A 24728-nucleotide genomic window follows, 5' to 3' on the forward strand; every position below is an offset into this window, starting at 1 on the left:
GAAGCTTGTGATTTGCTCCATATTGTGATGTGCAGCTGTTTTCACAATATGGAGCTGATATGAAAACTAAGTACTTTCATTATTATATGTAATTATCAAATATCCAGAATGCTTGATGTTGTTTTAATGGTCTTTTTGGGCGGGAACAACGTCGATGCGGACGGTATTGGATCTGGGAGTGGTAAAAATCCATCGGCCTTTTTCAGACTGTTCTCTGTTTGAAGGACTGACAAGAAACCGGGATGGTCCAAGCTGAAGCAGGAATTGATTTCGCGTTTTCGTATTTGTAATATCATACTCTAAAACAGAGTCCTGTTGTGCAGACTGCACTAACGATTCCCAGGCAGCTTCGTTCATTTGTCCGAATACCGAGGATATTTCCAGAGCAGTTTGTCTGTCATCGGAAGCAATGGCTGCAATCAGGGTCTGGGTATCGTTCTCCAGTTCTTGAAGAAGTTCCTGATTGTCACTGCATGAGCTGAGAAGCGTTAACAGGAATACCGGCACGAAAAATAGCGTTTTCAAACAGCCTGAGAGTGTGGGTTTTTTGTATATCATGAGAGTGAGTCCTCCGGCATTTTCTTCTGAAGTAGGTGCAGGGGCAGAAAAAATGGAAGGAGGAAACCTCCTTCCATTTTTTTCATGCACTGTAACATCAGTTATATTTTACAACTGATCCGGTAATGCGGGCGGTTGCGGGGGCAACAATAGAGCCTGTGAAACCATTGATCAGCAGATCAACAACAGTTGCTGAGTATTCAACAGTGATATTTACTGCTGCATCCCCGGAATATTTGCTGATTTCTCTTTGAATGGCATCATAGATTTTTTCATCCATGGCATCGGCGGTTACGTTACCAAGGTTTGCGCCACCGGCTGAACCCAGGAATTCCCACACTTTCACGGTTTTATCGAATTCGCCAACTACATTGTAGTTCTGCATATTCGAAACAACTTGAACTCCGGAGAGTTTGAACGTGGTACAGGAACTGAGTACCAGTACAACCAGCAACGCAAGTGCCAGCAGTTTAACAGATTTTTTCATCTGTTCCTCCTATTTAATTAAGCTGAAACTGCATACATGCTGCAGTTTCCACTGTTTCTTGGTTAATTTTAGTGAAGCAGTACATTCGATACAAGGATTTTACCCATTCTTATAGGTTTTTCACAGTCAGAAAGCAAAAACTAGGTGATGCACGAAGAAACAGGAAGACAGTTTTTATCCATCCGCATGAAACGGAATGATCGGGGGAAAAATACAGAAAACCGCTATGCATCAATGCAGTTTTTTTATAGTATGTGTGGTCACCGGATTTATTGCGGATAATATGCCCGGTATATCTCTTGACTTATATGACAGTATTTGCTAAATATTGTCTCCGGTGGATTTTTAAAAGCTATCGTTTTTAAAATCCGGCGACGGATTCGAAATAATAATTATTTCCTGTATATGTAATTATCATTTCCAAAAATCCCGGTAGTTTCAAAATGAAAGATTTGAAATTACGTAACGAAAAATATTTAATGTAAGGAACCATACTTATGTACGCAATGGTAGAAATCAAGGGCAAACAGTACAAAGCAGAAGAAGGCGCCCTGCTGAAAGTTGATAGACTCGCAGAAGAAGCCGGCAAAAAGGTAGAATTCGATTCCGTACTTCTTGTTGGTTCTGATGACGATGTAAAAGTTGGTGCTCCCTATGTGAAGGGCGCAAAAGTGGCCGCAGAAGTGGTTGAGCATGGAAAAGATAAAAAAGTTGTGGTATTCAAATATCGCCGAAGAAAAGACTCCATGACAAAAAACGGTCATCGTCAGCAGTACTCGCTTCTTAAGGTAACCGGGCTGAAGGCCTGAGGCACCGAAACAATCCTGAAGGGTGAGAGCCGATGATCCGCTGCATTGTTGAAGCAGATAACGGAATGCTCAGGGTCCTTCACTCCAGCGGACACGGAGACGTAGATAACCGTGATGCCAGGGTGAGCATTTCCTGCGCTGCAGTGAGTACATTGCTGCGCACTGCAGGGGTTCTTCTGGAGACCAGTGAACAGGTAATGATCGAGCTGAAGAAGTTTCAGCCCGGTGAAATTGATTTGCGGGTCAAGCATGTGGATGAGAAAGCCGAGCAATGGCTTCGGGGTCTCACCGACATGCTTATCCGCGGGCTTGAAGATGTACAGCGGGATTTTCCCGCCCAGGTGCAGCTTTCCCAGAGCCCCAAGTATTAGAGAATAAGGGAGAAGACTATGGCACATAAAAAGGGTGGCGGTAGTACAAAGAACGGTCGCGATTCGGAAAGTAAACGCCTTGGAGTCAAGCGCTTCGGAGGCCAGCTGGTAAAAGCCGGTGAAATTCTTGTTCGTCAGAGAGGAACCAGAATTCATCCCGGTGAAAATGTAGGTCGGGGCAAGGATGATACTCTCTTCGCAATGGCACAGGGAACAGTGGAGTTCCGCCAGCGCCGGGGAAAGAAAGTGGTGAATATCAGCGAAGCCCAGTAGGTTTTCCTGTACCGCCGAATACATCCGGAAATCGATCCATCGGGACATCGTCCCCATGATGTCGAACTGCAAAGCCCGAGCGCCATTGTGCAGCTGCGGGCTTTTTTTTGCGGTTATATAATTCAGAAATGAGCCAGGACAGAAAATCTCGGTTTCACCGGTATCAGGGCCTGCGACTCTGTAGGTTATAGCAAAATCCTTTGGATTTCGCTGGTATTGGAGCCTGCGGCTCTGTAGGTTATAGCAAAATCCTTTGGATTTCGCTGGTATTGGAGCCCGCGGCTCTGTAGTTTGTAGCAAAATCCTTCGGATTTCGCTGGTATTGGAGCCCGCGGCTCTGTAGTTTGTAGCAAAAACCTTTCAGGTTTTCGCTAGGGGTTTAAATAAAAATGAATTCGTTTGTAGATGAAATGAAAATCGGGGTTGCCAGCGGTAACGGCGGGCCCGGATGTGTGTCGTTCCGCCGGGAAAAATATGTTCCCAAGGGCGGTCCCGACGGCGGCGACGGCGGCCGGGGCGGGGATGTGATTTTCCGCGTTAAGGATAATTTGAAGACGCTCACCCATTTGCGCCCCAACAAGACCTACCGGGCGCAGAACGGGCTACCCGGGGAGGGCCGGAAGAAGCACGGGAAGGATGGCGAAGATCTGGTGGTTCTTGTACCTCCGGGCACCCAGGTGAAGGATGCCGAGACCGGCGATATCCTGCTGGATCTGGTGGAGAACAACTCCGAGCACCGCTTCCTCATCGGCGGAATCGGCGGCCAGGGGAATACCCATTTTGCCACCAGCCGGAATCAGACACCGCGCTTCGCTCAGCCGGGCATGCCCGGAGAGACCAGGAAGATCAGGCTGGAGCTGTCGCTTATTGCCGATATCGGGTTTGTGGGCTACCCCAATGCGGGAAAGAGCAGCCTGCTGGGGGTTCTCACCTCCGCCCATCCCAAGGTCGGGGCGTATCCTTTTACCACCAAGATTCCCAATCTGGGTGTGCTTCGGGCGTTTAACAGGGATATTATTCTTGCAGATATTCCCGGAATTATTCAGGGGGCCAGTGAAGGTGCGGGGTTGGGATACCGTTTTCTGAAACATATCAGCCGTACCGCTGCGCTGTTGTTTCTGGTGGATCTCAGTGACTATCAGGATCCTGTGGAGGTCTTTGAAAATCTCAAACAGGAGCTTCACGCATATGAGCCTGAACTGCTGAAGCGCCCGCATTATATTCTGGCTACGAAAATGGATATTCCAGAGGCGCGGGAACGGCTGGATGAGTTCCGCTCCAAGGTATCCGAAGAGGTGCTGCCGGTTTCCTCCGCTACACGGGACGGAATTGATGAACTGATTAAGAAATTGTTCAGTCTTACGGTGGAAAAAAAGAGCGTCGAAGAGGCCGTGGAAGTACCGGATTATTATTCCTATGATCCTGATGATGATCACAGCAATGCTGAAGGTGCTTCCGAATCCCGGAGTGAGTCTTCAGGCGGAAAGGAATAACCGGAGATGAGGGCAGCTGTGCTCGGCGGGAGTTTTGATCCGCCCCACCTGGGCCATGAGCATATCGCAGTGGAGGCCGCCGAACAACTGAATCTTCAGCGCCTCTATCTGGTGCCTGCTCACCGGTCTCCTTTTAAATCCGGACACGGCGCCCGGGGCTTCCGGCGTATGGAAATGCTTGAGCGCAGCGCTTCGGCAATTAAGCGCAGGGTTCCCGAGCTCCAGATAAAAATCCTGGATGTTGAACTCAAACGGGGCGGGAGCAGCTACAGCTATCAGACCCTGGAATATATTTCCCGGGAGTTGTCCGGGGAAAATCATGACTACACAAACTCGGAACTCTATCTTATTATTGGGGAAGACAACCTGAAGACATTCACCCTCTGGAAACAGTGGAAAAATATTCTTGAGCTTGCACGACTTGCGGTTCTTCCCCGGGAAACCGGCAGGGGAAGAATATCTCTGCCGGAGGATTTGGAGCATGTGAAGGAACGTATCCGGATTGTGAATGCTCCGGTGTTCCCGGCTGCATCCAGCTCAATTCGGGAGATGATTGCCCGGGGTGATAATACAGACACAGTGCTGAATAAAGAGGTCTATGAATATATCAGAGATAATTCTCTCTATTCGATATAGAAGAGTGCGCAAACGTCTGCTCCGCTTTATTCGGGAGCAGAATAGTGTTGAACGCTATGAACATATTCTCAGAGTGACAGCCACCTGCAGGGCTCTGGCTCCCAGGTTTTCTGTTAACCCCGCGCGGGCTGAAATTCTGGGTCTGGCACATGACATGGTGCGGGAATGGCCGGATGAGAAGTTTCTTCAATTGGTGAATGAGCACGGATATATCCCCAATGCAATGGAGCGGGAAAAGCCGCTGCTTCTTCACGGAAGATGCGCAGCCATCCTCCTTCGCCGGGATTTCGGCGTACGAAACCGCTCCATGCTCAGATCCCTTGAGGATCACACTCTGGGACGCTGGGGAATGGATCTTACCGGCATACTTCTGTTTGTAAGCGATTACCTTGAACCGGGACGAAAGTATACCACCCCTGAATTCCGGGAGCGGGTTATGAACCTCAGCCCCTGGGAGATGGTGCTGGCGGTGAATGAACATGCCAAAGCCAGGGGGAAAAAAAAGAGCCCCCGCACGCATCAGCTTCATGTATATGCCAGGAAGATGGCTGGCCTTGAGCTGTCCGGAGGTGAGCGTGCCGCCCTGCAGGCCGGCGGTTAAGAGTGTTCTGAGACCTCCTCTGTCATGAGAGGAGAATATGAGGAATGTGGAGAAGAAGGTGCCGAAAAATCAGTCAAAAATTGATCCAGCAATATTTGTCCTCCTTGGAATCATCGCCGTCATCGGTATTATCACCGCCGTGGTGCTTCTCAGTGTGGAACGGGATGATTTCAGTGCACGGATGGAGGAGAACCCCCAGATCCCCATACTGATACTTCTGTCCGACGGGGAAGAACTCAGCTCGGCTCAGCTGCTGCTCATGGACGGCAATACAGGTAATCTGGGAGTCTACGACATCCCCAGGAAAATCGGAGCAATCATCCCGGCTCTGGGCAGGGTGGACCGTATCGATAACCTGTATGCAGAGATGGGTGCCAAAGAGGTGCGCAATACCCTGGAAGGGATCTTCGATCTGGAAATTGATTTTTACCTTGATCTGGATTTTGCCGATGTTGAGGTGCTGGTTGATACCATAGACGGAGTATCAGTTTTCATGCCTGCGCCCATTGAGGATTTCATCGATGAAAAAAGAGTCCGCATACCCGGAGGTAATGTCAGACTGGACGGTGAAAAAATGCGTTCATACATCCGCTATGAAGGAGATGATGAACGGGAGCTGGAATGGATCAGCCGGAGGTGGACATTCGTGCGGGAGCTTCTCAGAACTACTGCTGAATATCCTCTGCTGTACCGAAGCGATGAGCTGTTCAACCGCTATTATCGGCATATGAACGCCAATTTTGACAAGAGTTCAGCCCGGAGCTTTCTGGAGATTCTGAAGGAACTGAACTTTGATTCAATGATCACTCAGCGTGTTTTGGGAAATGAGCGTCAGGTACAGACCGGAGAATATGCTCAGACCATCCTGTTCCCCCATTTCGAGGGGCAGCTGGTTCGGGAATCGGTAAAACAGGTGAGCCGAAGTCTGGGGGCACCGGAAGCGGCTTACACAGCCGCCTTAAACGTACAGCTGGAAATTCTCAATGGTACCGATATCAACGGTCTGGCGGCACGGACTCAGGATCTGTATGAAAACTTCGGCTTTGAGGTTCTGCGGATCGGAAACGCAGATAGAAATGATTATGAGGAAACTGTTATTATTGACCGCAGCGGTAATCTCCAGGGGGCCGAGCGGGTGGGGGATGTGATCCGCAGCTCAAATGTCCGTGAAGGAAGCCCCCTTCCGGAGAATGAAGACGTGGATGTGACAATCGTCCTGGGAAAAGATTTTGACGGATGGTATGTAAATTCATCCTCGGATGAGTAGTCCCGGTGTACGCAGAAAAAAAGGTGAAAATACGATGAGTGAAAATATGAGTGAACAAATGAACGAACAGGAAATACACCGGGAAGCGGTTAAAAACACCGCCCGGTTCATGGATGAAATAAAACTGGAAGATGTGGTTACCCTGGACTTTCAGGGGAAATCCAGCATTACGGATTATTACATTATCGCCACTGTTAATTCCTACGGCCAGCTCAGAGGGGCGGTGAAACGTCTGCATGAGTATTTCTACCAGCAGCAGATCGACTGCAGGGGTGGAAAAAAACAGTCGGAAGAAGATAACTGGACTCTTCTTGACTGCGACTACTTCATTATCCACCTGATGACCAAAGAAGCCAGGGCATTTTATGATCTTGAAAAACTTTGGTTTGAAGCGGAGCGGCTGGAAACGGGAGCGTAGCATGGATCTGGCCAACGGGGAGTTATATGAAGAGTTCAGTCTTCTGCTCAAACACGCCTTGCAGGAAGATTTGGGCGATCTCGGCGATATTACCAGCGATGCGGTGTTTTCTTCCGGGGATATGTCAAGGGCGGTGATTATCTCCCGGCAGGATGGCGTGCTTTCCGGTCTGGACTGTGCCATTGAGACCTTTCGCTCATGCGACCCCGATAAAGCTCTGAGTTTTGCTCCTGCTGCCGTCGACGGTGATCTGCTGGAGGACGGACAGAAGGTCCTTGAGATCAGCGGTCCGGCGGGTTCTCTTCTCCGGGCTGAACGCAGCGCTCTGAATTTTCTGGGGTTTTTCTCAGGAATTGCCGGCAATGCCAAGCGCCACTGTGATGCCCTGGAAGGTTCTTCCACCAGAATACTGGACACCCGAAAAACTCTCCCCGGCTATCGAAGGCTCTCCAAGGCAGCAGTGGCCGACGGAGGGGGCTTTAATCATCGTATGGGATTGTACGATATGGTGATGATCAAGGATAACCATGCGGATGCCGCAGGCGGTCTTGCAGCAGCGGTACAAAAAGTTCACGAGAAATGGGGCGAACAGTTCAAAGTGGAAGTAGAGTGCCGGAATCTTGAACAGGTTGCCTTGGCCCTCACTTTGGATGTGGACGTAATCATGCTGGACAATATGAGCCGGGAGGATTGCCGGGAAGCAGTCCGTCTTCGGGAGGAGAAGGGGCGTACTGCACAGGCCTTCGAAGCCTCCGGTGATTTTACCCCGGAAAAAATCCGTGAGTATGCGGATGTTGGATTGGATTTCATATCGGTGGGCGGGTTAACTCATTCGGTGAAAAATCATAATTTTTCCATGCGCATTGTCCATTGATCGGCATGTATAACAGGTGAAGAACGTGGAGCATGAAATACAGGATGTGCTGATAATCGGGACAGGGATTGCCGGCCTTTCCGCCGCAGTGACGGCGGCGGAGGCAGGACTGTCGGTGACTGTTTTATCCAAGGACGGGGATGTTTCCCGGAACAATACCTGGTGGGCCCAGGGCGGAATCGTGGCCGAAGGCATTGACGACAATCCGGAACTTCTGGCGAAGGATATAATGGAGGCCGGCAGCAGAATTAATAATGTGCAGGCTGTGAATATCGTGGCACAGGAAGGACCGGAACTGGTCCACGAACTGCTGATTAATAAGGCGGGGGTTCCGTTTGAACGGGGGAAGGACGGAAACTTTGACCGGACCCGGGAAGGCGCACACTCCCTGCGGAGAATATTCCATGTGAAGGATCAGACCGGCCGGGCCATTCAGGAACATCTGATGGCCTATGCCGCAGGATTGAAGAATATCAGTTTTCTGCCCGGCATGGTCGCCGTCGACCTTATTACCAACACCCACCACTCAACCGACCCCCAGCAGCGCTACAAGAAGCGGAAGGTGCTGGGAGCATATGTTCTGGACGAAACTTCCGGTGAGATCACACCCGTTTTTTCCCCATCGGTGATTCTGGCCACAGGAGGGGTGGGCTCTCTGTATCTTCACACGTCAAACCCCGCCTCGGCCACCGGAGACGGAATTGCCATGGCGTACCGGGCCGGTTGCGAAATAATCAATGCAGAGTACATTCAGTTTCATCCCACAACTCTCTATCATCGGGATGCCCAGCGCTTTCTCATGACCGAGGCTCTCCGGGGGGAAGGGGCCCGGCTGATGAACCGCCGGGGCGAATATTTCATGGAGCGGTATCAGCCTGAATTAAAGGACCTGGCTCCCAGAGATGAGGTTGCCAGAGCAATATACAATGAGATGGACAGCTCCACCGGTTTTGTCTACCTGGATGCGCGAAATCTCAAGGTGGATGTACAGCAACGCTTCCCCGGAATATTCCACCGCTGCAGCGAGCTCGACATGGATATCCGCAGCGATCTGATTCCCGTGGTTCCTGCAGCCCATTATTTCTGCGGCGGAATCAAGGTGAATTCAAGCGGCAGAACTGAGATTAAGAATCTGTATGCCGTAGGGGAGAGCGCAGGAACCGGGGTGCACGGCGCCAATCGGCTTGCTTCAGTCAGCCTGCTGGAAGGTCTGGTATTCGGTGTCCGTGCTGCCCGGAGCATTATTAAACATGAGGCGAAGCTGAAAAGCAGGCTGGTCAACAGTATTCCCGAATGGAAATATCCACCCCGGGTGGTGGACTTCGATCCCCTGCTCATTAAACACGACCTGCAGAATATTCAGTCCACAATGTGGAATTACGTGGGAATTCTGAGAACCGAAAAACGGCTGGACAGGGCCCTCTCCGACCTGAACTACTACACTCACCGGATTGAGCGTTTCTACAAGGAAGCCAGGGCCGGAAAAGAGATTATTCAACTTCGGAATGCGGTTCTCAGCGCAACCATTATCGCCCGGGCGGCCCAGGCAAACACAGAGTCACGGGGCTGTCATTTCCGGGAAGCACCAAAGAGCATGAATCCCGGCTGAATCATATCCAGAAATTGGAGACAATTTCATAAATCGCGCACATTTAATTGGACATCAGTATTTCCACCGCATATACTTTGTATAGGCACAATGTTTCCGCTGATCGATTGTTACCCCGTGCCAGGAGTTTATGGCTCTGAACGTACAGTCCGGTTCGGATCGGTTACATCAAACTGAAGGAGCATGAAATGCAGATTACTGATATCCGAGTACGGCGGGTGAGCTCTGAAGGGAAATTAAAGGCGTATGTTACCGTTACCTTTGATGACTGCTTTGTCGTGCATAATGTGAAGGTTATTGAAGGCAAAAGCGGGGTATTCATCGCCATGCCCAGCCGGAAAACCAAAACCGGGGAATACAAGGATGTTGCCCATCCGATCAATTCTGACTTTCGCAATGAGCTGCAGGATAAAATACTGCAGGCGTTTGAAACCCAGAAGGATGAGGAACCTCTACAGAGCGATTTTTCCTGATCGCCCCTGCAGCAGTTCTGTATTCACCTGCCTCTTTTCCCAAAAACCTCAACCGTTAGATAGCGGAAATCGTTTGACATGAAATGCGGTTTTACGCTATGTTATCGTCTCAAATCTGTTGGGATGTAGCCAAGCGGTTAAGGCACCGGGTTTTGATCCCGGCATGCGGAGGTTCGAATCCTCCCATCCCAGGTACTGTTCACTGGAAAGATATCATCTGGAGGAAATATAATGGCTGAAAAAGTATTAACAGTTGAAGAACGGACTGAAAAGGGCAGCTCGGCGAGCCGCCGTGCCCGGCATGAGGGCATCATTCCCGCAGTAGTATACGGGCACGAAGCTCCCAGGCACATTCTTGTGAATGCCCGTGAATTCCGCGCCGTGTTCAAACACATTTCAGAGAGTGAAATTGTTACTCTCAAGCTGGGCAAGAAAAAAATACAGGTGCTGGTAAAGGATTATCAGGCTGATATGATCAAGGGTAATCTGATTCATCTGGATTTTTATGAAATTGAAGCAGGTAAAACCGTTAAAACCAATGTGGCCCTCCATATTGTTGGAACGCCTGCGGAAGTGCGTCAGGGCGGTATTCTTGAAGCACCTCTTCACGAGCTGGAAATTGAGTGTCTTCCCAAGGATCTGCCGGAAAGCATTGAGGTTGATGTAAGCGATCTGGACACTGCCAGTGCCATGCATGTTGGTGATATTAAGGCTCCCGAGGGAGTGAAAATCCTCACCAACGAAGATCAGCTGATCGCTGCGGTAACCTTCGCCAAGGAAGAAGTTGAAGAAACTGACGAAGAAGCTGAAGATGAAGCAGTCGCAGAAACAGAACCTGAAACTGAAGAGTAATATTCTATCCGGGGAAGGTTCCCCGGATGCTGTGTTACCCCAGGGCGGTGTTCCCGTTCATCAGCTGATTCCGACTTCAGATCTGCTGAGCGGCGGCTCCGCCCCTCTTTCTTTGCCCCGCAATACCGGACGCACATTTCTCGCCCCCGTTTTCCGGCTTTTCAGCAAACAGTCCCCACATCAGATAAAACGATCTCTGTGCATTCTCGGCCTGGGAAACCCCGGCAGGGAGTATCAGAATACCCGGCATAATATCGGCTTCTGGCTGGCGGATGAACTTGCCCGGCATGCTTCGGTGCGTTTTCGTAAACGGCCGTTCTCTCCCTATCTCCATGCGAAAATTCCCGCCCAACGCCTCGTTCCCCAGGGAGATGCAGAGGATCTGCACTTCGACGAACTTATTCTGGTGAAACCCCTGACCTATATGAACCGAAGCGGAAAGGTCATTCCTCATCTTTTTCGTCAGTTCGGAAAGCCCATGCAGTTTCTGGTTGCTGTGGATAATATGGATCTGAACCCCGGTACCATCCGGATGAAAAAGAGGGGCGGAACTGCCGGCCATAACGGGCTCAAATCGGTGGTGCACTACCTGGATAAGGGATTCTGGCCTCTCTATATGGGTATCGGCCGTCCGGAAAAGGACGGCTCTGTAATTGAACATGTACTGGGCACGGCGGAAGAATCGGAGATGGAGCGGTACCGGCGCATTACCCGGGATTTGCCGGAAATTCTCTTCACTCTTTTTACTTCACCCGTGGAACAAACCATCGAACGGATCAACACCTACAGCATCAGCGAAATATCCGCCGGTGCCTGATCTCCCATCCACACAACGCTCCCGGGCATTTTATCAGCGCTTTCTCAAGGCAATGGAGCATGCCCCGTGCCGTCAGGGCGGGGAATTCCATGTCGCTGTATCCGGAGGGCGGGATTCAATTCTCCTTCTGTATATGATGGCGATGCTGAAGAGCGACCGTGCCTGTGCAGCCGGTTTTGATCTCAGAGCCCTGCATATTGACCACGGCATACGAAGCGTTGAAGAATCGGAAAAGGATATGAATGCGGTTTTTTCCGCCGCCATCCGCCTGAGTGTACCTCTCACCCTGTATCGCGAACCCCGGGGCAGGATTGAAGCCTTTGCATCCGCCGCAGGAGGACTTGAATCCGCAGCCCGGACTCTCAGATACCGGGTGTTCAACGGGCTGCTGAATCTCTCCGGCGAATCCCCGGATACGGCCAGCCGCCCCGTGCTCCTCACCGCCCACCACGGTGATGACAGCAGGGAAACCATTCTGCAAAGTCTTCTCGAAGGGAATCTGGGCAGCCGGCTGCTTGGAATCCCCCCGGAAAGTCCCGGAATTATCAGACCCTTTCTGCTCATGAGTCCTCCCCCGGGGCGGGATGAGATTACCGCACTGTGTGAAGACCTGAATATCGTCTTCGTGGATGATTCCAGCAACCGTGAATCTGTTCAGCGCAGAAATTTCCTGCGGAACCGGATCATTCCCGCACTGAATGAGCAGATGGGAAACCTGGACGGGCGCATGGAATCCCTTCGGGATAGCTGGCGGGAAATTCATGAGTACATGCTGGCTCAGGTCCCCAGAACGCTGTGGAAGCCGTGTTCTATTCCCGGGCGGGAGCATCTTCAGGCCTCAACAGATCAGTTCTGTGAACTTGAGCCCATAATACGGCGCAGAAGCGTTCAGCAGGCCCTCTTAAATCTCAGGCCTCCCCCCAGAGAGGAACGGATCCCCGAAGAGTTTTTCCGGGAACTGGAGCGTCTGGCATGCAGCAGCAACGGAAGTACGGCGCTGCGGCGGCATGAGGGCTACGGACTTCAATTTCATCTTGAGTATGGCCGGATATATCTCTATTCTTCCCTTGCCCCGGGGCGAAAAAAACGGTATTTTGTACAATTGTATGCCGGGAGGGAGAGTCGGGTTCGGCCTTCGGGAGGATTGACTCTGATATTTACTCCAGTACGCCGGGTTGCTGAAAACTCAGAACACGGCGGAGAATTACGGAATTCAGTACACCCTGATGCACCGTTTCTCAGAAATTTGGAAGACAGCGAATCGTTAAAGAAATATCTTAAACTCCCGGAAAATAATGAGTATCTTACTCTGAAAGAGCTAATACGGCGCAGGCGCATTCCCGAATGGATGCGCCGGGATATCTTCCTTCTGGAAGACGGTCGGCGCTGGTATGGAATCATCTATCCCGATGATCTCCCGCAGAAGTGGAGCTTTCAGCCGTTCTACGGCGGCGGAACATCCCGGCGGGAACTTGAACGGGAACTCCGGAGCAATCCGGAAATGGTACGGAAATACGATATTACAATAAAAATGGAGCAGTGCTGGTGAGCGAAAATAAGCAGAATCCCAACGGCGATAACAACAATAATGATCCCAAGCAGCCGATGAATTTTAATTTCAAGAATAACCGTTTTGCATTACTCATGCTGATAGCGGTACTGGTAAGTTTCATCTTTTTCTTTCTTCCGGGAGTAAGCCCCCAGGGAAATGAAATCGACTACTCCCAGTTTTTGAACTATCTGGAATCCGGGGTAATTCAGCAGGTGAACATCATCGGAAATACGGTGATCGAGGGCCGCATGCAGCGTAACGGCGAGGTGCAGACCTTTACCACCAGAATTCCCTATGTGGATGAGGCCCTGATTACCCGGCTGGAGGAAGAAGGTGTAGCCTTCGGCGGTGAAAAAAGTCCCACCAGCCCCATGATGGTTCTGGTGAATCTTTTTCCCTGGGTGATCGGGATCTTTTTTATCTGGTTCATGCTCCGGCAGCTCCAGGGTAATGGCAACAAGGCCTTCAGTTTCGGAAAGAGTAAAGCCAAGATGTATGCCGACGACGGCAAGAAGGTAATCTTCTCGGATGTTGCAGGACAGAAAGAAGCCAAGTACGAACTCCAGGAAGTTGTTGAATTCCTGAAAAACCCCAAGAAGTTTGAAGATATGGGGGCCAAAATTCCCAAAGGCGTACTGCTGGTGGGGATGCCCGGTACCGGTAAGACCCTGCTGGCCAAGGCTACAGCCGGCGAAGCCGGAGTGAAATTCTTCCATATGTCCGGTTCGGACTTTGTGGAAATGTTTGTCGGGGTCGGTGCAAGCCGCGTCCGGGACCTTTTTGAGCAGGGCCGGAAAAACGCCCCCTGTATCATTTTTATCGATGAACTGGATGCCGTGGGACGCACCCGTGGCGCCGGGTACGGCGGCGGACACGACGAACGTGAGCAGACTCTGAATCAAATGCTGGTGGAGATGGACGGATTCGATACCTCCGAAGGGGTTATTATCCTTGCCGCAACCAACAGAGCGGATGTACTGGACCCCGCGCTGCTGCGCCCCGGCCGTTTTGACCGGCGGGTGGTTGTTGATATGCCCGATATGAATGAACGACTGGCAATTCTTAAAATTCATGCCTCCAAGATTCCCCTGGATCCTGATGTGCAGCTGGAAGTGATCGCCAGGGCAACCCCCGGGGCATCCGGTGCGGATATCGCCAATCTGGTGAACGAGGCGGCTCTTCAGGCGGCACGCCACAATCATAAATACGTACGGCGGGATGATTTTGAAGAAGCCCGTGACAAGGTGTTCATGGGAGTTGCCCGGAAATCCAAAACATTCTCCATGGAAGAGAACCGGTGGAAGGCATACCACGAAGCAGGACACGCCCTGCTGCATTACTATCTGGAAAATGCCGACCCCCTTCACAAGGTGGATATTATTCCCCGGGGTTCAGCCGGAGGCATTACCTGGAGTCTTCCCGAAAAGGAAACCTATATTCAGAAGAAAGGCTGGCTGGAAGACAGAATATCCATCAGCTACGGCGGTATGATTGCCGAGAAATTAGAGTATAATGAAACAAGTACCGGGGTTTCCAACGACCTGAAACAGGCAACCGACATCGCCCGTCATATGGTATGCAATTGGGGAATGAGCAGTCTTGGCCCCATTGCGCTGGGACAGGATGAACAACCCATCTTCCTTGGAAAGGAAATCGCCCGGCATAATGACTATTCCGACAGTCTGGCGGAAAAGATCGATCAGGAGATGCGGAAAATCCTGGATGCAGCATATTCACGGGCGGAGAAGATTCTCTCCGACCACAAGGATAAGCTGGACAGTCTGGCGGAAGAGCTGGTACGGAAGGAAACTCTCAGCGATGAGGAAGTACGCAAACTGTTGGGTTTTCCTCCCGCTCAAACAGGTGACGACCATGATTCAATTGCATCCGAAGCCCGGGAAAAAGAGCAGCAAAAACGGGAAGAAAGGCATGCATCCAAGGAAACTCCTCGGGATGATCAACGGGAAAATGCTCAAAACAAAGATGTTCATAGCAATGATGTTCAAAAAAATGATGAACGGCCTTCGGAGGGTGAGGACGCATCCGGCACAGAAGGTAATTCATAACCTGACTGCCTCCCGCTCCAACGGGGCGCGGTCACAACAGATCTCCCGGGATCAAAAACAGATAGGAAATATCTCCACCCCGAAACAGCTGCGAAAGATTCTTTTTGCAGCTGTTTCTTTGTTCATCCTTGTTGCATCTCCTGCCTTTTCCCAGATTGATGAGAGCAGCGTAGAGCGGATGAACCGGCGAATTTCCAGTGCCATGGTGGAGGAACTGCTGAACGGCAGCACCGGAGTATCCCAACTGGATCCGGATCAACGCAGAATGCTGGCGCTCCGGGCCCTGGAATATGATGCCCAAAACAGCGATGCCCGTATGCTCCTGGGGGAAATCCAGCTGGAGCAGGGAGAGTATGTACAGGCCCTGTATTCCATCAATACCGCACTGCTGTCCGGACAATGGCGCTACATTTCCCGTATTGATGCACTGATCAGGAAACTGGATATTCAGCTCCGGCTTAAAAACTATGCGCCCATTGCTGCGGACTATTCCCGGAGTTGGGAGGAGCACATTAACTCTCCGGATATGCTCATCCGGATCGCTCTGGGGTTATTTCTTCACGGGGATGCCCCCCGGGCCCGGGCAATCTGCCGAAGGGCCGGTGAGCGCTATCCCGAGGACCTTCGCTTTCCCCTTCTTCAGAAAGAATTCACCTCTCCCCCGTTCGCCGGGGATGCCCAGTTTTTACGGTCAGTTCTCACATCCCGTAATCTCCCTTCACCGGATGCGGGATCAGATACTGTGCAGGAAGCGGGACCGGAGGCAGCATCCGCTGCCGGCGCTCTCCGGGAACGGCTCAGGGCATCAGTTCTGGTTCAGCTTCTCCAGATGGAAGAAGGCGCTGCACGGCAACGCCTGCTGAGGGCCTTCAGCTCTGCGGGGTTTGAAGATCCCCTTCTGAGCCTGCTTGAGATCCAGGAGACCTCATATGACCGCCGGGATGAACTGCTGCTGAACGAACTGGATCCGGAAATCTTCAGGGATTACTTTCTGCTTACCGGGGTCCTGGATACGGACTTCAGTAATTCCGGCCGCAACCGTGAAGTGTTTGCAGAACTACTGAGGCGCACACCTTATCTGGGGGTGGATACAACCAGGAACGGAGTTGACGAGTTGGCCATTCAGTACCGCAGCGGAATGCTCGAAAGTCTTCGGCTGGACTGGAATCAGGACGGAACAGATGAGATGGAAATTCGTTTTCACCGGGATATCAGCGGCATTGCCGTACCCGGAAGTCTCATCCTGAATGAAGGTTCCCGCCGGTTGGAAATTCTCTACGACCAGTATCCGGGGATATTCCGTGCCCGCCTCATCCTCCAATCACCTCGGGAAACAGCTGCTATAGATCCTCCTTCCATGACAGGTTCTGAGCTTCCTGCCGTTATTGGGGGATTTCCGCCGGGAACGGTGGAACAGCGGGATTACTTTACATCACGGATGGATGTTGAGCTTCCTGTGCTGGAGTATGTAAACATTGAAGATAACCCTCGGCAGATTTCTGGAATGCTTCAGGCCATACCGGCCTATCTCCGGGGCCGGCTGGACTGGCAGTCTCTGCCCCTGGCCCTTCAGTCAGGGGATGGACAGAGCCCTGCCCGTGATTTTATAAAACTCCTGCCACTGCCTGACCTGGACCGGATTATTGACCTCCTTTCACCGCATATATATCTTGTGGAGAGCAGAATCATGGAATCGGGAAATTCTGGTAATCAGGAAATCCGCCAAACCAGGTTCGAATCCGGGGAAATAATCGCCTCCAGATATAATTTTGATGCGGATGCCGATTTTGAGCTGATTCATATTTTCGGTAAACAGGGGCTGGAAAGCAGCCTGCGTATGGATGATCTGGGCAGCGTGTACCTGGCCGAATACGGGGATGACGGTAATCTGAGCTCACAGATCCTCTATTCCCCGGCTGAGCGTTACAGAATTCCAGAAGAACTCTCCCTGTTTCTTGGGATGGGAGGCTGGAGTATTCCAGTGAATCCACCGGAAAACGGGGAATGATCCCGGCAGTAACGGTATGAAATCTATCAACTGCAGCAGGTGTACGCCTGTGAGCGTCACGAAACAAGGATGAATATGCAGCAGAATCGGAACAATCGACGGCTTGTGTTTCTCAAAGCATTCACCATACTCACAGGATTCATCATCCTGTTATCTTCCTGTGTATCCCCCGGCATCGTAATCAGCGACAATCCGCCCCCGGAGCATATGGAATATATCGGTCAGCGGCTGGAGGAACTTCTTGATTCAAACGATCCTGACCACATGGTTCAGGCGGGAGTGCTGGTGTCCCGGGAAATCAGTCGGGGCCGTCTGGAGGCCGAAGATGCCCGGCTATATCTTCAGCGCATCGTTCAGGGGTTTGAGCGGGCGTTGGTGAGCGGCAGCTCATCCCCGGAAATCGAAACTCAACCGACGGAAACCCCTGACACTTCTGAAGATTCTGCCGACGATAGCGCTGCAACGGAAACCCGAACAGAAACCCAAACAGATACCCGAACAGAATCAACGACGGCACAGGAAATAGAGCGGCAGCAGCTCAGGATTGAGAACCTGCAAGCTCTGCTGGAATTTTCCCGCCTTATCGGAGCATCCGAGGAGTCGTTGCATCTTTCCGGGGAACTGACCGGGGACCTGAAAGACACCCTCTCTTTTCAGGGATCCGGAGGGGCAGAATTCGGCGGGGAAACTTCCGGGGAGTTTCTGTTCAGGAAAGCCGAGGCATACCGGCGTGCAGGATCCTTCAGTCAGGCCCTGCATACCCTGTACCGGGCGTACAGCGAACTGGGAGCTGCCTGGTTCCGTGATGCCCGGGTATCCCAGGAAGCCCTTGAGTGGTACGCCGAACAGGCCCGGATATTCAATAATCGTGAACTGCTTGCCATGCTGGTTCGCAGCATTGAAGCAAATTACGCCCTGGATGAGGCCGGGGAATCCCGGATGGACGGCTACAGAACATTCATCTCGTCCCCCTGGCAGGCTTCCACCGGTGTGTCTGCCAGCGTCACCGTCTGGGTGGACAAGGGACTCCGGGTGCAGAACCGGGTGGGGGTACCCGAACGGAGTATCGGCACGGGATTTTATGTTGATCCCCGGGGATATATCATTACCAATTATCATGTGATCGAAAGCGAAGTTGATCCTGAGTATGAAGGGAAGAGCGAACTCTTTGTACGCCCCGGAAACAACCCCCAGCTGCGCATCCCTGCAAGAGTTGTAGGATATGATGCGGTGTTCGACATCGCCCTTCTGAAAGCGGAAACCGATGCTCCTGAAGTGCTAAGCTTCCAAAGTTCTTCAATTCTCAATCCCGGAAGTCCTCTGTACGCGGTGGGCTCCCCGGGAGGGCTGGAAAATACTGTGACCAGCGGCATTGTTTCCGCCGGGGGCAGGAGATTTCTCCAGCTGGGAGATTCGCTTCAGATCGATGCACCCATTAATCCGGGCAACAGCGGCGGACCGCTCTTTGACCGGGAAGGCAGGCTGGTGGGAGTGGTGTTCGCCGGAATTGAACAGTTTGAAGGGGTGAATTTCGCTATCCCCTCGGACTGGATACATCTCTTTTTCTCCCGTCTGTTCAGCCAGGGAGCCGTTGAACATCCCTGGCTGGGCGTCTCGTTGCAGAAACATCCCCGCGGACTCGAGGTGCTCTATGTTGCCCCCGGGTCTCCCGCCATGGAGGCGGGGTTCAAAGTGGGAGAGATTATCAGCTCCATCGACGGCCGGGCCGTATCAGGGATTTCAGAGGCTCAGGAACTCATTCTTCAGGAGACGGTGGGCAGGTTGCACGTGGTGCAGGTTCTCAGCGGCAACGGTGACCGGTTGACCCGTCTGGTCCAAAGCCGGGTACGCCCTGAGGTACCCCTGGAAAATGTGCTGGATGATCAGCTTGTGGACAGCTGGCTGCCACCCTTGTTCGGGATCCGGGTTGAGGCTGTGGACAGCAGAGCTTTGAGAAGCGAATATATAATTACCAGAGTGTATCCCGGAAGCATCGCCGATGAATCAGGCATCAGCGAGAACGATCCTTTCGAACTTCTGGACTGGTATATCGACCGGGACCAGGATGTAGCCGTACTCCAGATATTCATTCAGAAACGCAGCGGCGGATATCTGCGGGAAGGAATACAGCTGGCTAATTATATTGAAATTAACAGCTTTCTCTAATTGATACCCCGTCCCGGCCGGACTATACTGAAGATCATCGGTGGACTAAATGGATAATACTCAGAAAGAGCCTCTCATTATCATTGTGGATTCTAACCAGTATCCGGATACCCGTATCCGTGAGGCCCTCGGGGAGGCCGGATACTCCAAACAGCTGGTGGTACACGATGTCCCAAGTCTGGAGGCTCTCTTCGATAAAACCAGCTGGGACTGCCCCCACTGCATTTTCATCAATATTCATGCGGATATGCTCTATGATCCCTTTCACCCCCTCAGGGATCTTCGGATTCAGTTTCTCATGCCCGCCGTGGTGTTCGGAGATGATGAGGGTGACTGGCGGCACAGTGCCTATTTCGGGGGGAATCTGTTCACCCGTCTGAAGCCCCCGTATGGAAAAGAGGATCTGCAGGAAATTATTACCCGGCTCCAGGAAGGTTCCCCCCAGGATTATTCCAATCCCCTCAGTTCCAACTGGCTCTATGCGGCAATCAATTCGGTAAAAGACGGCGTACTCATAATGGATGATGAACACAGGATCATTATGGGAAATATTGCCGCAGAGCGGCTGTTGAAATACAACATGAAGGAACTGCACGGAGAAGTTCTGGATTCGGTGCTGCAGCTGGAAAATATTCACGATGCGGAACAGCGGTACCGGGACAGTTTCCTCATAGAGTGGGGGGAACTGATTCAAAAAGACGGTGCGCGGGTGCCGGTGGAGCTTCACCAGAAAAAGCTTTTTGACCGATACTCCCGGGTTCCCGGCTATCTGGTGATTATTCACAATGAATTTTCCAAAGCCCAGTATGCCGAAAGTCTCAGGGAGGCGCATCAGCAGCAGGCCTTCCACTCCAAGGCCAGGAGCGAATTTATTTCCAACATGAGTCATGAGCTGCGCACCCCCCTGAACAGTATTCTGGGTATGGCGGATCTGGCTCTGGAACTGGCAAAGGATTCGGAACAGCAGGAATTTTTGTCCATACTTCACCGGTCCACCCGTAACCTTTCACGGCTAATTAATACGATTCTTGATTACTCCCAGCTTGAAGCCCGCAGTCTCACCCTGGAATATGAGCGATTCCATCTGTCCAGGCTCCTTGAAAATACCCTGAGAGTACATATAGACCAGGCCCAGGGGAAAAACCTCCGGGTATATCTGGATATTCAGCCGGGACTCCGGTCGGTGTACCGCGGCGACAAGGCGCGAATCGCCCAAATTATCTCAAACCTGTTCTCCAATGCGGTGAAGTTCACCTCCCGGGGCTATATCCTCCTGAAGGTGTATGAGCGGGAGGCCCCGGAAGCAACCACCCTCAATGACATCCGCCAGCCCGTTGAACTGTTTTTTGAGGTTCACGACAGCGGCATCGGCATAGATCAGAATGATCAGCAAAAAATATTCGAACCCTTTTACCAGGTGAGCAGCAATTCCACCCGGAGCTACGGCGGCACGGGCCTTGGGCTGGCCCTTTCAATGCAGCTTGCACAACGGATGGGGGGAACCGTGCAGATTCGCAGCACGCCGGGCCAGGGATCGGTGTTCACCACCAGTGTTCTGGTGAACCGGGAAGAGTCGGGGCTTCTGTATTTGAGTCCCCGCAGCTCCTCACCCTCCGGTATGCTCAGCCCTGTCGCGGGTATCGGGGAAATCGTAAGCTCCCGGCTGAATATCGTCAGTGAGGATCTGCGCTGGATTCAGACCATCGTCCAATGGTTGGAGTTTGTGGGCTTGAAACACCGGGTAATCAACACCCTTGATGAGTTCCGCTCCATCCCACGGTCATCCCGGCTGAACGAGCATTTTCTCTATGACGGCTCTCTTTCCTGGGTATCCACGCTGAACCGGGAGCTGGAGGAACGCAGCGAACGTCCTGAGGGGCTGCAGCTGGTGAGCCGCTTCCGGAACAGCTACGGGGCTCTGGAATGGAAGAATACACCTCTGCCTCTGGATTGGATTTTTGAACCCGTGCAAATTTCCGAGCTTCTTTCGGTTCTTCTGAACCACGGGCACTCTGCCGGATTACAGAATGCTCCCGGGGAGATGGCGGCCCAGGCGCCTTCCGCCTATATTATTGTGTCCCAGACACGAAACCGTCACCATTTTCCCGGCTATGTGGATGCCCTGAAATCCCAGATTGAGCATAACGGTTCACGGGTACAGTTGACATCCTCCATTGAAGGGCTTTCCGATCCTGACCTGCTGCCTGCGGATCTTATTGTCGCTTTCGACAGCAGTTTTCAGGATGCGGGAATTATCGACAGCGGGGAGAGCGGCAGGGAATTTGTTCATTACGACCGTTCATACCAGGAGCGCAATGGTCTGGAGATCCCGGTAATTGTGATCTGCAATGCCACCGCCAATGAGGATATTATGCTGCGAAAGGAAGGGGAGTACCGGAAACTGGGATTTCATCCCATTAAGGTTCGGGAATTGAGTCCCGCAACCCTTCTTGATGGCATTAATGCCTACTGGTTCGGAGTTCAGAAATATCAGAATTCCGACACCGAAGCGGGTCAATCGGATCTTCTGGAAATTATTCAGGCCATCAGGAATCTGAACCGGGAACAGCTATTTGAGGAACTGGAATCCTTAAGCCGCAATTATCAGTATCATCTGAACAAAAGCGGGGAAAAACTGCTGGCAAACGATGTTTTCAGAATCGGCCTTGCAGCCCGCAGAAAGGACAGCGAAGCGGTGTATAATATTCTGAACTCCATGCGGCTGGAAATAGAGTCCCCGGGCGCAGCGGGGAACGGGGTATGAGAACTCCCGGGGAATACCGGAGCCGGATGCCGGGGTGAAGTCATGCAAAACCCGGTTCACATATGCTATACTGGAACTGGAATCTGTCTGCGGAGGGCTGCGGGCATTCCTGCATCAGTTGCTGCATCAGCTGCAGCAACGGGGAGATATACATGCGATTTTTAATAGTTGAAGATGATTTCGGCAGCAGGCGCCTTCTACAGGCGATCCTGAAAGAGTTTGGTGAAATTGAAACAGTTGTGGACGGAGAAGAAGCCATAGATGCGTTTAAACTGGCGTGGAGTGAAGAACGTCCCTACGATCTCATTCTCCTGGATATTATGATGCCCAAGCTTGACGGTCAGCAGGCCCTCCAGCTGATCAGAAGTACGGAAAAAGAGATGGGTGTAAGCGCGAAAAATGAAGTCAAGGTAATCATGACCACAGCCCTGGAAGATCCGGCCAACGTGATCCGGGCATTCAACCGGGGAGGAGCTACCGGATACATTGTAAAACCTATTCAGAAAGAAGTGCTGCTGGATGAAATTCGCAAGGCCGGCATTGAATTGCCCGGCTGACATTTGATATAGTGCCATTCTAATGAGCAAACATGACCTCTCACGCATCCGCAATTTTTGTATAATTGCGCATATCGACCACGGTAAGTCCACTCTGGCTGACCGTTTTATTGAATTATCCAAAATTATCTCAGAGCGGGACTACAAGGATCAAATCCTTGACTCCATGGATATCGAACGGGAACGGGGTATTACCATTAAAAGCCAGGCGGTGACCATTCCCTATGTTTCGGGGGAAGGCGTTGAATATCAGCTGAACTTCGTAGACACACCGGGGCACGTGGACTTCAGTTACGAAGTCTCCAGAGCGATATCTTCCTGTGAAGGAGCTCTGCTTCTGGTGGATGCCACCCAGGGCGTTGAAGCTCAGACCCTGTCCAATCTTTATCTTGCCCTGGAACATGACCTGGAAATTATACCGGTGATCAACAAGATCGACATGCCTGCTGCGGATATTGAAGGGGTGAAGCATCAGATTGAGCATGACCTGGGACTTCCCGCCGACGAAGCAGCGCTGATCTCCGCCAAGATGGGTACCGGCATTATGGAACTCTTTGAAAAGCTGGTGAAAGAGATACCGTCGCCTTCAGCACAAGAAGACGCCCCGGCCAAAGCGCTGGTATTTGACTCCCACTATGATCCCTACCGGGGGGTTGTGGTGCATTTCCGGATATTTGAAGGAAGTTTTCGGGAGGGACAGGAGATTTTCTTTATGGGCAGCGAATCCCGCTACACAATCGATGAGCTGGGACGCTTCCGTATCGGTCTGGAGCGCACCGGCAAACTTCATGCCGGAGAGGTGGGATATTTCCTGGCGGGGATCAAAACCATTTCCGACATCCGGGTGGGAGATACGGTTACCGATTACAAACATCCCTGCAAAGAGGCTCTTCCCGGTTTCATGGATGTGAAACCCATGGTGTACTCGTCGATATATCCGGTGGACAGTAACGATTATCAGGAACTTGCCGCCGCCATGGAGAAACTGAAACTCAACGATGCCTCCCTGGTGTATGAGAAGGACAGTTCACTGGCCCTGGGCTTCGGATACAAATGCGGATTTCTCGGTCTTCTTCACCTTGAAGTGGTTCAGGAACGTTTGGAACGGGAGTTCGGGCTCTCCATAGTTTTTACCGCTCCGTCGGTAATGTATGAAGTCTATCTGCTGAACGGTGAAATGATTCAGGTGGAAACTCCTGCGGACATGCCCGAGTCCTCCAAAATCGATTACTCCATGGAACCGTATATCAAAGCCAGCATTATCACACCCACAGAATACATCGGGAATCTCATAAGTCTCTGTGAAGAGAAACGGGGCATCCAGAAAGATATGATTTATCTGGATGAAAAACGGGTGGAGATCATCTACGAGATGCCTCTGGCCGAGGTTTTATTCGAATTTTACGACCGGCTGAAAAGCGTCAGCAGGGGCTATGCCAGTTTCGACTACGATCTGATCGACTACCGCCGCACCGACCTTGCCAAGCTGGATATTCTGATAAACGGAAATGCCGTGGACACCCTCAGTCAGCTGGTGTTCAGGGAAAATGCCGCATACCGGGCCCGGAAGGTGTGTAAAAAACTCACCAAGGAAATTGCACGCCACCAGTTCCAGATCCCCATTCAGGGCGCAATCGGAAACCACATTATCGCCAGAGAGAATATCCGGGCGCTGAGAAAAGATGTAACCGCCAAATGTTACGGCGGGGACATCAGCCGGAAGCGCAAGCTTCTGGAAAAACAGAAAGAGGGTAAGAAGCGGATGAAAATGGTGGGCAACGTTGAACTGCCCCAGTCGGCCTTCCTCTCTGTTCTGAAAACCGACGACGACGATTAATCCCTCCAACCTGCTGCTGCTTCCGGCGGCTTTGCGGTCTTTCGCATTCCGCCGGAAATGCCGGGCCCGACCGACGCTGCACCATATGATCAGCCGCCGGTTCTCTCTCTGCTCAGCTCCAGCCGTGCAAGAATACGGATCCAGTAGGCCATGCTCTTTCCCAGCGCGCTGAGAAAACCCTTCTCGTAGGCGGGCTCCAGCTGGCCGGGAAGAAATTTCCAGACAAAATCAAGCCGCTGA

22 protein-coding genes and 1 tRNA gene are annotated in these 24728 nt (G+C 51.8%); 21 read left to right on the forward strand and 2 right to left on the reverse strand.

Annotated features, from left to right (window positions below; genetic code table 11):
• Positions 1-123 precede the first annotated feature (123 nt).
• Positions 124-525, reverse strand: coding sequence for a hypothetical protein (locus tag L21SP2_RS06725; RefSeq protein ID WP_144082950.1), 402 nt, complete (start codon positions 523-525; stop codon positions 124-126).
• A 130-nt stretch (positions 526-655) separates the two neighbouring features.
• Positions 656-1045: a hypothetical protein gene (locus L21SP2_RS06730; RefSeq protein WP_024267755.1), complete on the reverse strand. Its 390-nt coding sequence runs from the start codon at positions 1043-1045 to the stop codon at positions 656-658.
• 497 nt (positions 1046-1542) lie between these two features.
• Between L21SP2_RS06730 and rplU the strand changes: the two genes are divergently transcribed.
• From rplU to lepA, 21 genes are all read left to right on the forward strand, one after another.
• Entirely contained in the window at positions 1543-1854 is a 312-nt protein-coding gene (gene rplU, locus L21SP2_RS06735; protein WP_024267757.1) for a 50S ribosomal protein L21, read from the forward strand.
• Positions 1855-1886: 32 nt separating this feature from the next.
• Positions 1887-2225 (forward strand): ribosomal-processing cysteine protease Prp, encoded by a 339-nt coding sequence (locus L21SP2_RS06740; protein WP_024267758.1) that lies wholly within the window; start codon positions 1887-1889, stop codon positions 2223-2225.
• An 18-nt stretch (positions 2226-2243) separates the two neighbouring features.
• Entirely contained in the window at positions 2244-2498 is a 255-nt protein-coding gene (rpmA, locus tag L21SP2_RS06745; RefSeq protein ID WP_024267759.1) for a 50S ribosomal protein L27, read from the forward strand.
• A 389-nt stretch (positions 2499-2887) separates the two neighbouring features.
• A complete protein-coding gene (obgE, locus tag L21SP2_RS06750; RefSeq protein ID WP_024267760.1) occupies positions 2888-3991 on the forward strand; it encodes a GTPase ObgE in 1104 nt (367 codons plus the stop codon).
• Positions 3992-3997: 6 nt separating this feature from the next.
• A complete protein-coding gene (nadD, locus tag L21SP2_RS06755) occupies positions 3998-4627 on the forward strand; it encodes a nicotinate (nicotinamide) nucleotide adenylyltransferase (RefSeq protein ID WP_041401290.1) in 630 nt (209 codons plus the stop codon).
• Positions 4590-5228, forward strand: a complete 639-nt coding sequence (yqeK, locus tag L21SP2_RS06760) for a bis(5'-nucleosyl)-tetraphosphatase (symmetrical) YqeK (protein WP_081719496.1) — start codon at positions 4590-4592, stop codon at positions 5226-5228. Before nadD ends, yqeK begins: the two co-directional genes overlap by 38 nt.
• A gap of 46 nt (positions 5229-5274) precedes the next feature.
• Positions 5275-6495: an LCP family protein gene (locus tag L21SP2_RS06765; RefSeq protein WP_169730438.1), complete on the forward strand. Its 1221-nt coding sequence runs from the start codon at positions 5275-5277 to the stop codon at positions 6493-6495.
• Between the two features lie 46 nt (positions 6496-6541).
• Positions 6542-6913 carry a ribosome silencing factor gene (rsfS, locus tag L21SP2_RS06770; protein ID WP_169730439.1) on the forward strand — a complete coding sequence of 124 codons (372 nt, stop codon included), beginning with the start codon at positions 6542-6544 and terminating at the stop codon, positions 6911-6913.
• 1 nt (position 6914) lies between these two features.
• A complete protein-coding gene (gene nadC, locus L21SP2_RS06775) occupies positions 6915-7787 on the forward strand; it encodes a carboxylating nicotinate-nucleotide diphosphorylase (protein ID WP_024267765.1) in 873 nt (290 codons plus the stop codon).
• A gap of 25 nt (positions 7788-7812) precedes the next feature.
• Positions 7813-9396 (forward strand): L-aspartate oxidase, encoded by a 1584-nt coding sequence (nadB, locus tag L21SP2_RS06780; protein ID WP_024267766.1) that lies wholly within the window; start codon positions 7813-7815, stop codon positions 9394-9396.
• 188 nt (positions 9397-9584) lie between these two features.
• Positions 9585-9869: a septation regulator SpoVG gene (gene spoVG, locus L21SP2_RS06785; RefSeq protein ID WP_024267767.1), complete on the forward strand. Its 285-nt coding sequence runs from the start codon at positions 9585-9587 to the stop codon at positions 9867-9869.
• Between the two features lie 119 nt (positions 9870-9988).
• Positions 9989-10061 (forward strand) — tRNA-Gln (locus L21SP2_RS06790).
• 39 nt (positions 10062-10100) lie between these two features.
• Complete coding sequence (locus L21SP2_RS06795) at positions 10101-10721, forward strand: 50S ribosomal protein L25 (RefSeq protein WP_024267768.1); 621 nt, start codon at positions 10101-10103, stop codon at positions 10719-10721.
• Positions 10681-11538 (forward strand): aminoacyl-tRNA hydrolase, encoded by an 858-nt coding sequence (gene pth / locus L21SP2_RS17030; protein ID WP_024267769.1) that lies wholly within the window; start codon positions 10681-10683, stop codon positions 11536-11538. The genes L21SP2_RS06795 and pth overlap by 41 nt, the downstream gene beginning before the upstream one ends.
• On the forward strand, positions 11531-13087 hold the full coding sequence (tilS, locus tag L21SP2_RS06805; protein ID WP_024267770.1) for a tRNA lysidine(34) synthetase TilS: 1557 nt from the start codon (positions 11531-11533) through the stop codon (positions 13085-13087). The genes pth and tilS overlap by 8 nt, the downstream gene beginning before the upstream one ends.
• Before the next feature lie 56 nt (positions 13088-13143).
• On the forward strand, positions 13144-15156 hold the full coding sequence (ftsH, locus tag L21SP2_RS06810) for an ATP-dependent zinc metalloprotease FtsH (RefSeq protein ID WP_081719700.1): 2013 nt from the start codon (positions 13144-13146) through the stop codon (positions 15154-15156).
• Positions 15086-17164, forward strand: coding sequence for a tetratricopeptide repeat protein (locus tag L21SP2_RS06815; protein ID WP_144082951.1), 2079 nt, complete (start codon positions 15086-15088; stop codon positions 17162-17164). The genes ftsH and L21SP2_RS06815 overlap by 71 nt, the downstream gene beginning before the upstream one ends.
• A 75-nt stretch (positions 17165-17239) precedes the next feature.
• Positions 17240-19330, forward strand: a complete 2091-nt coding sequence (locus L21SP2_RS17035) for a S1C family serine protease (RefSeq protein WP_024267773.1) — start codon at positions 17240-17242, stop codon at positions 19328-19330.
• 49 nt (positions 19331-19379) lie between these two features.
• On the forward strand, positions 19380-22094 hold the full coding sequence (locus L21SP2_RS06825; RefSeq protein WP_024267774.1) for a sensor histidine kinase: 2715 nt from the start codon (positions 19380-19382) through the stop codon (positions 22092-22094).
• 152 nt (positions 22095-22246) lie between these two features.
• Positions 22247-22651 (forward strand): response regulator, encoded by a 405-nt coding sequence (locus L21SP2_RS06830; protein ID WP_024267776.1) that lies wholly within the window; start codon positions 22247-22249, stop codon positions 22649-22651.
• 22 nt (positions 22652-22673) lie between these two features.
• On the forward strand, positions 22674-24488 hold the full coding sequence (lepA, locus tag L21SP2_RS06835; RefSeq protein ID WP_024267777.1) for a translation elongation factor 4: 1815 nt from the start codon (positions 22674-22676) through the stop codon (positions 24486-24488).
• Positions 24489-24728 lie beyond the last annotated feature (240 nt).

It is taken from the genome of Salinispira pacifica, assembly GCF_000507245.1.
Classification (GTDB): Bacteria; Spirochaetota; Spirochaetia; order DSM-27196; family Salinispiraceae; genus Salinispira; species Salinispira pacifica.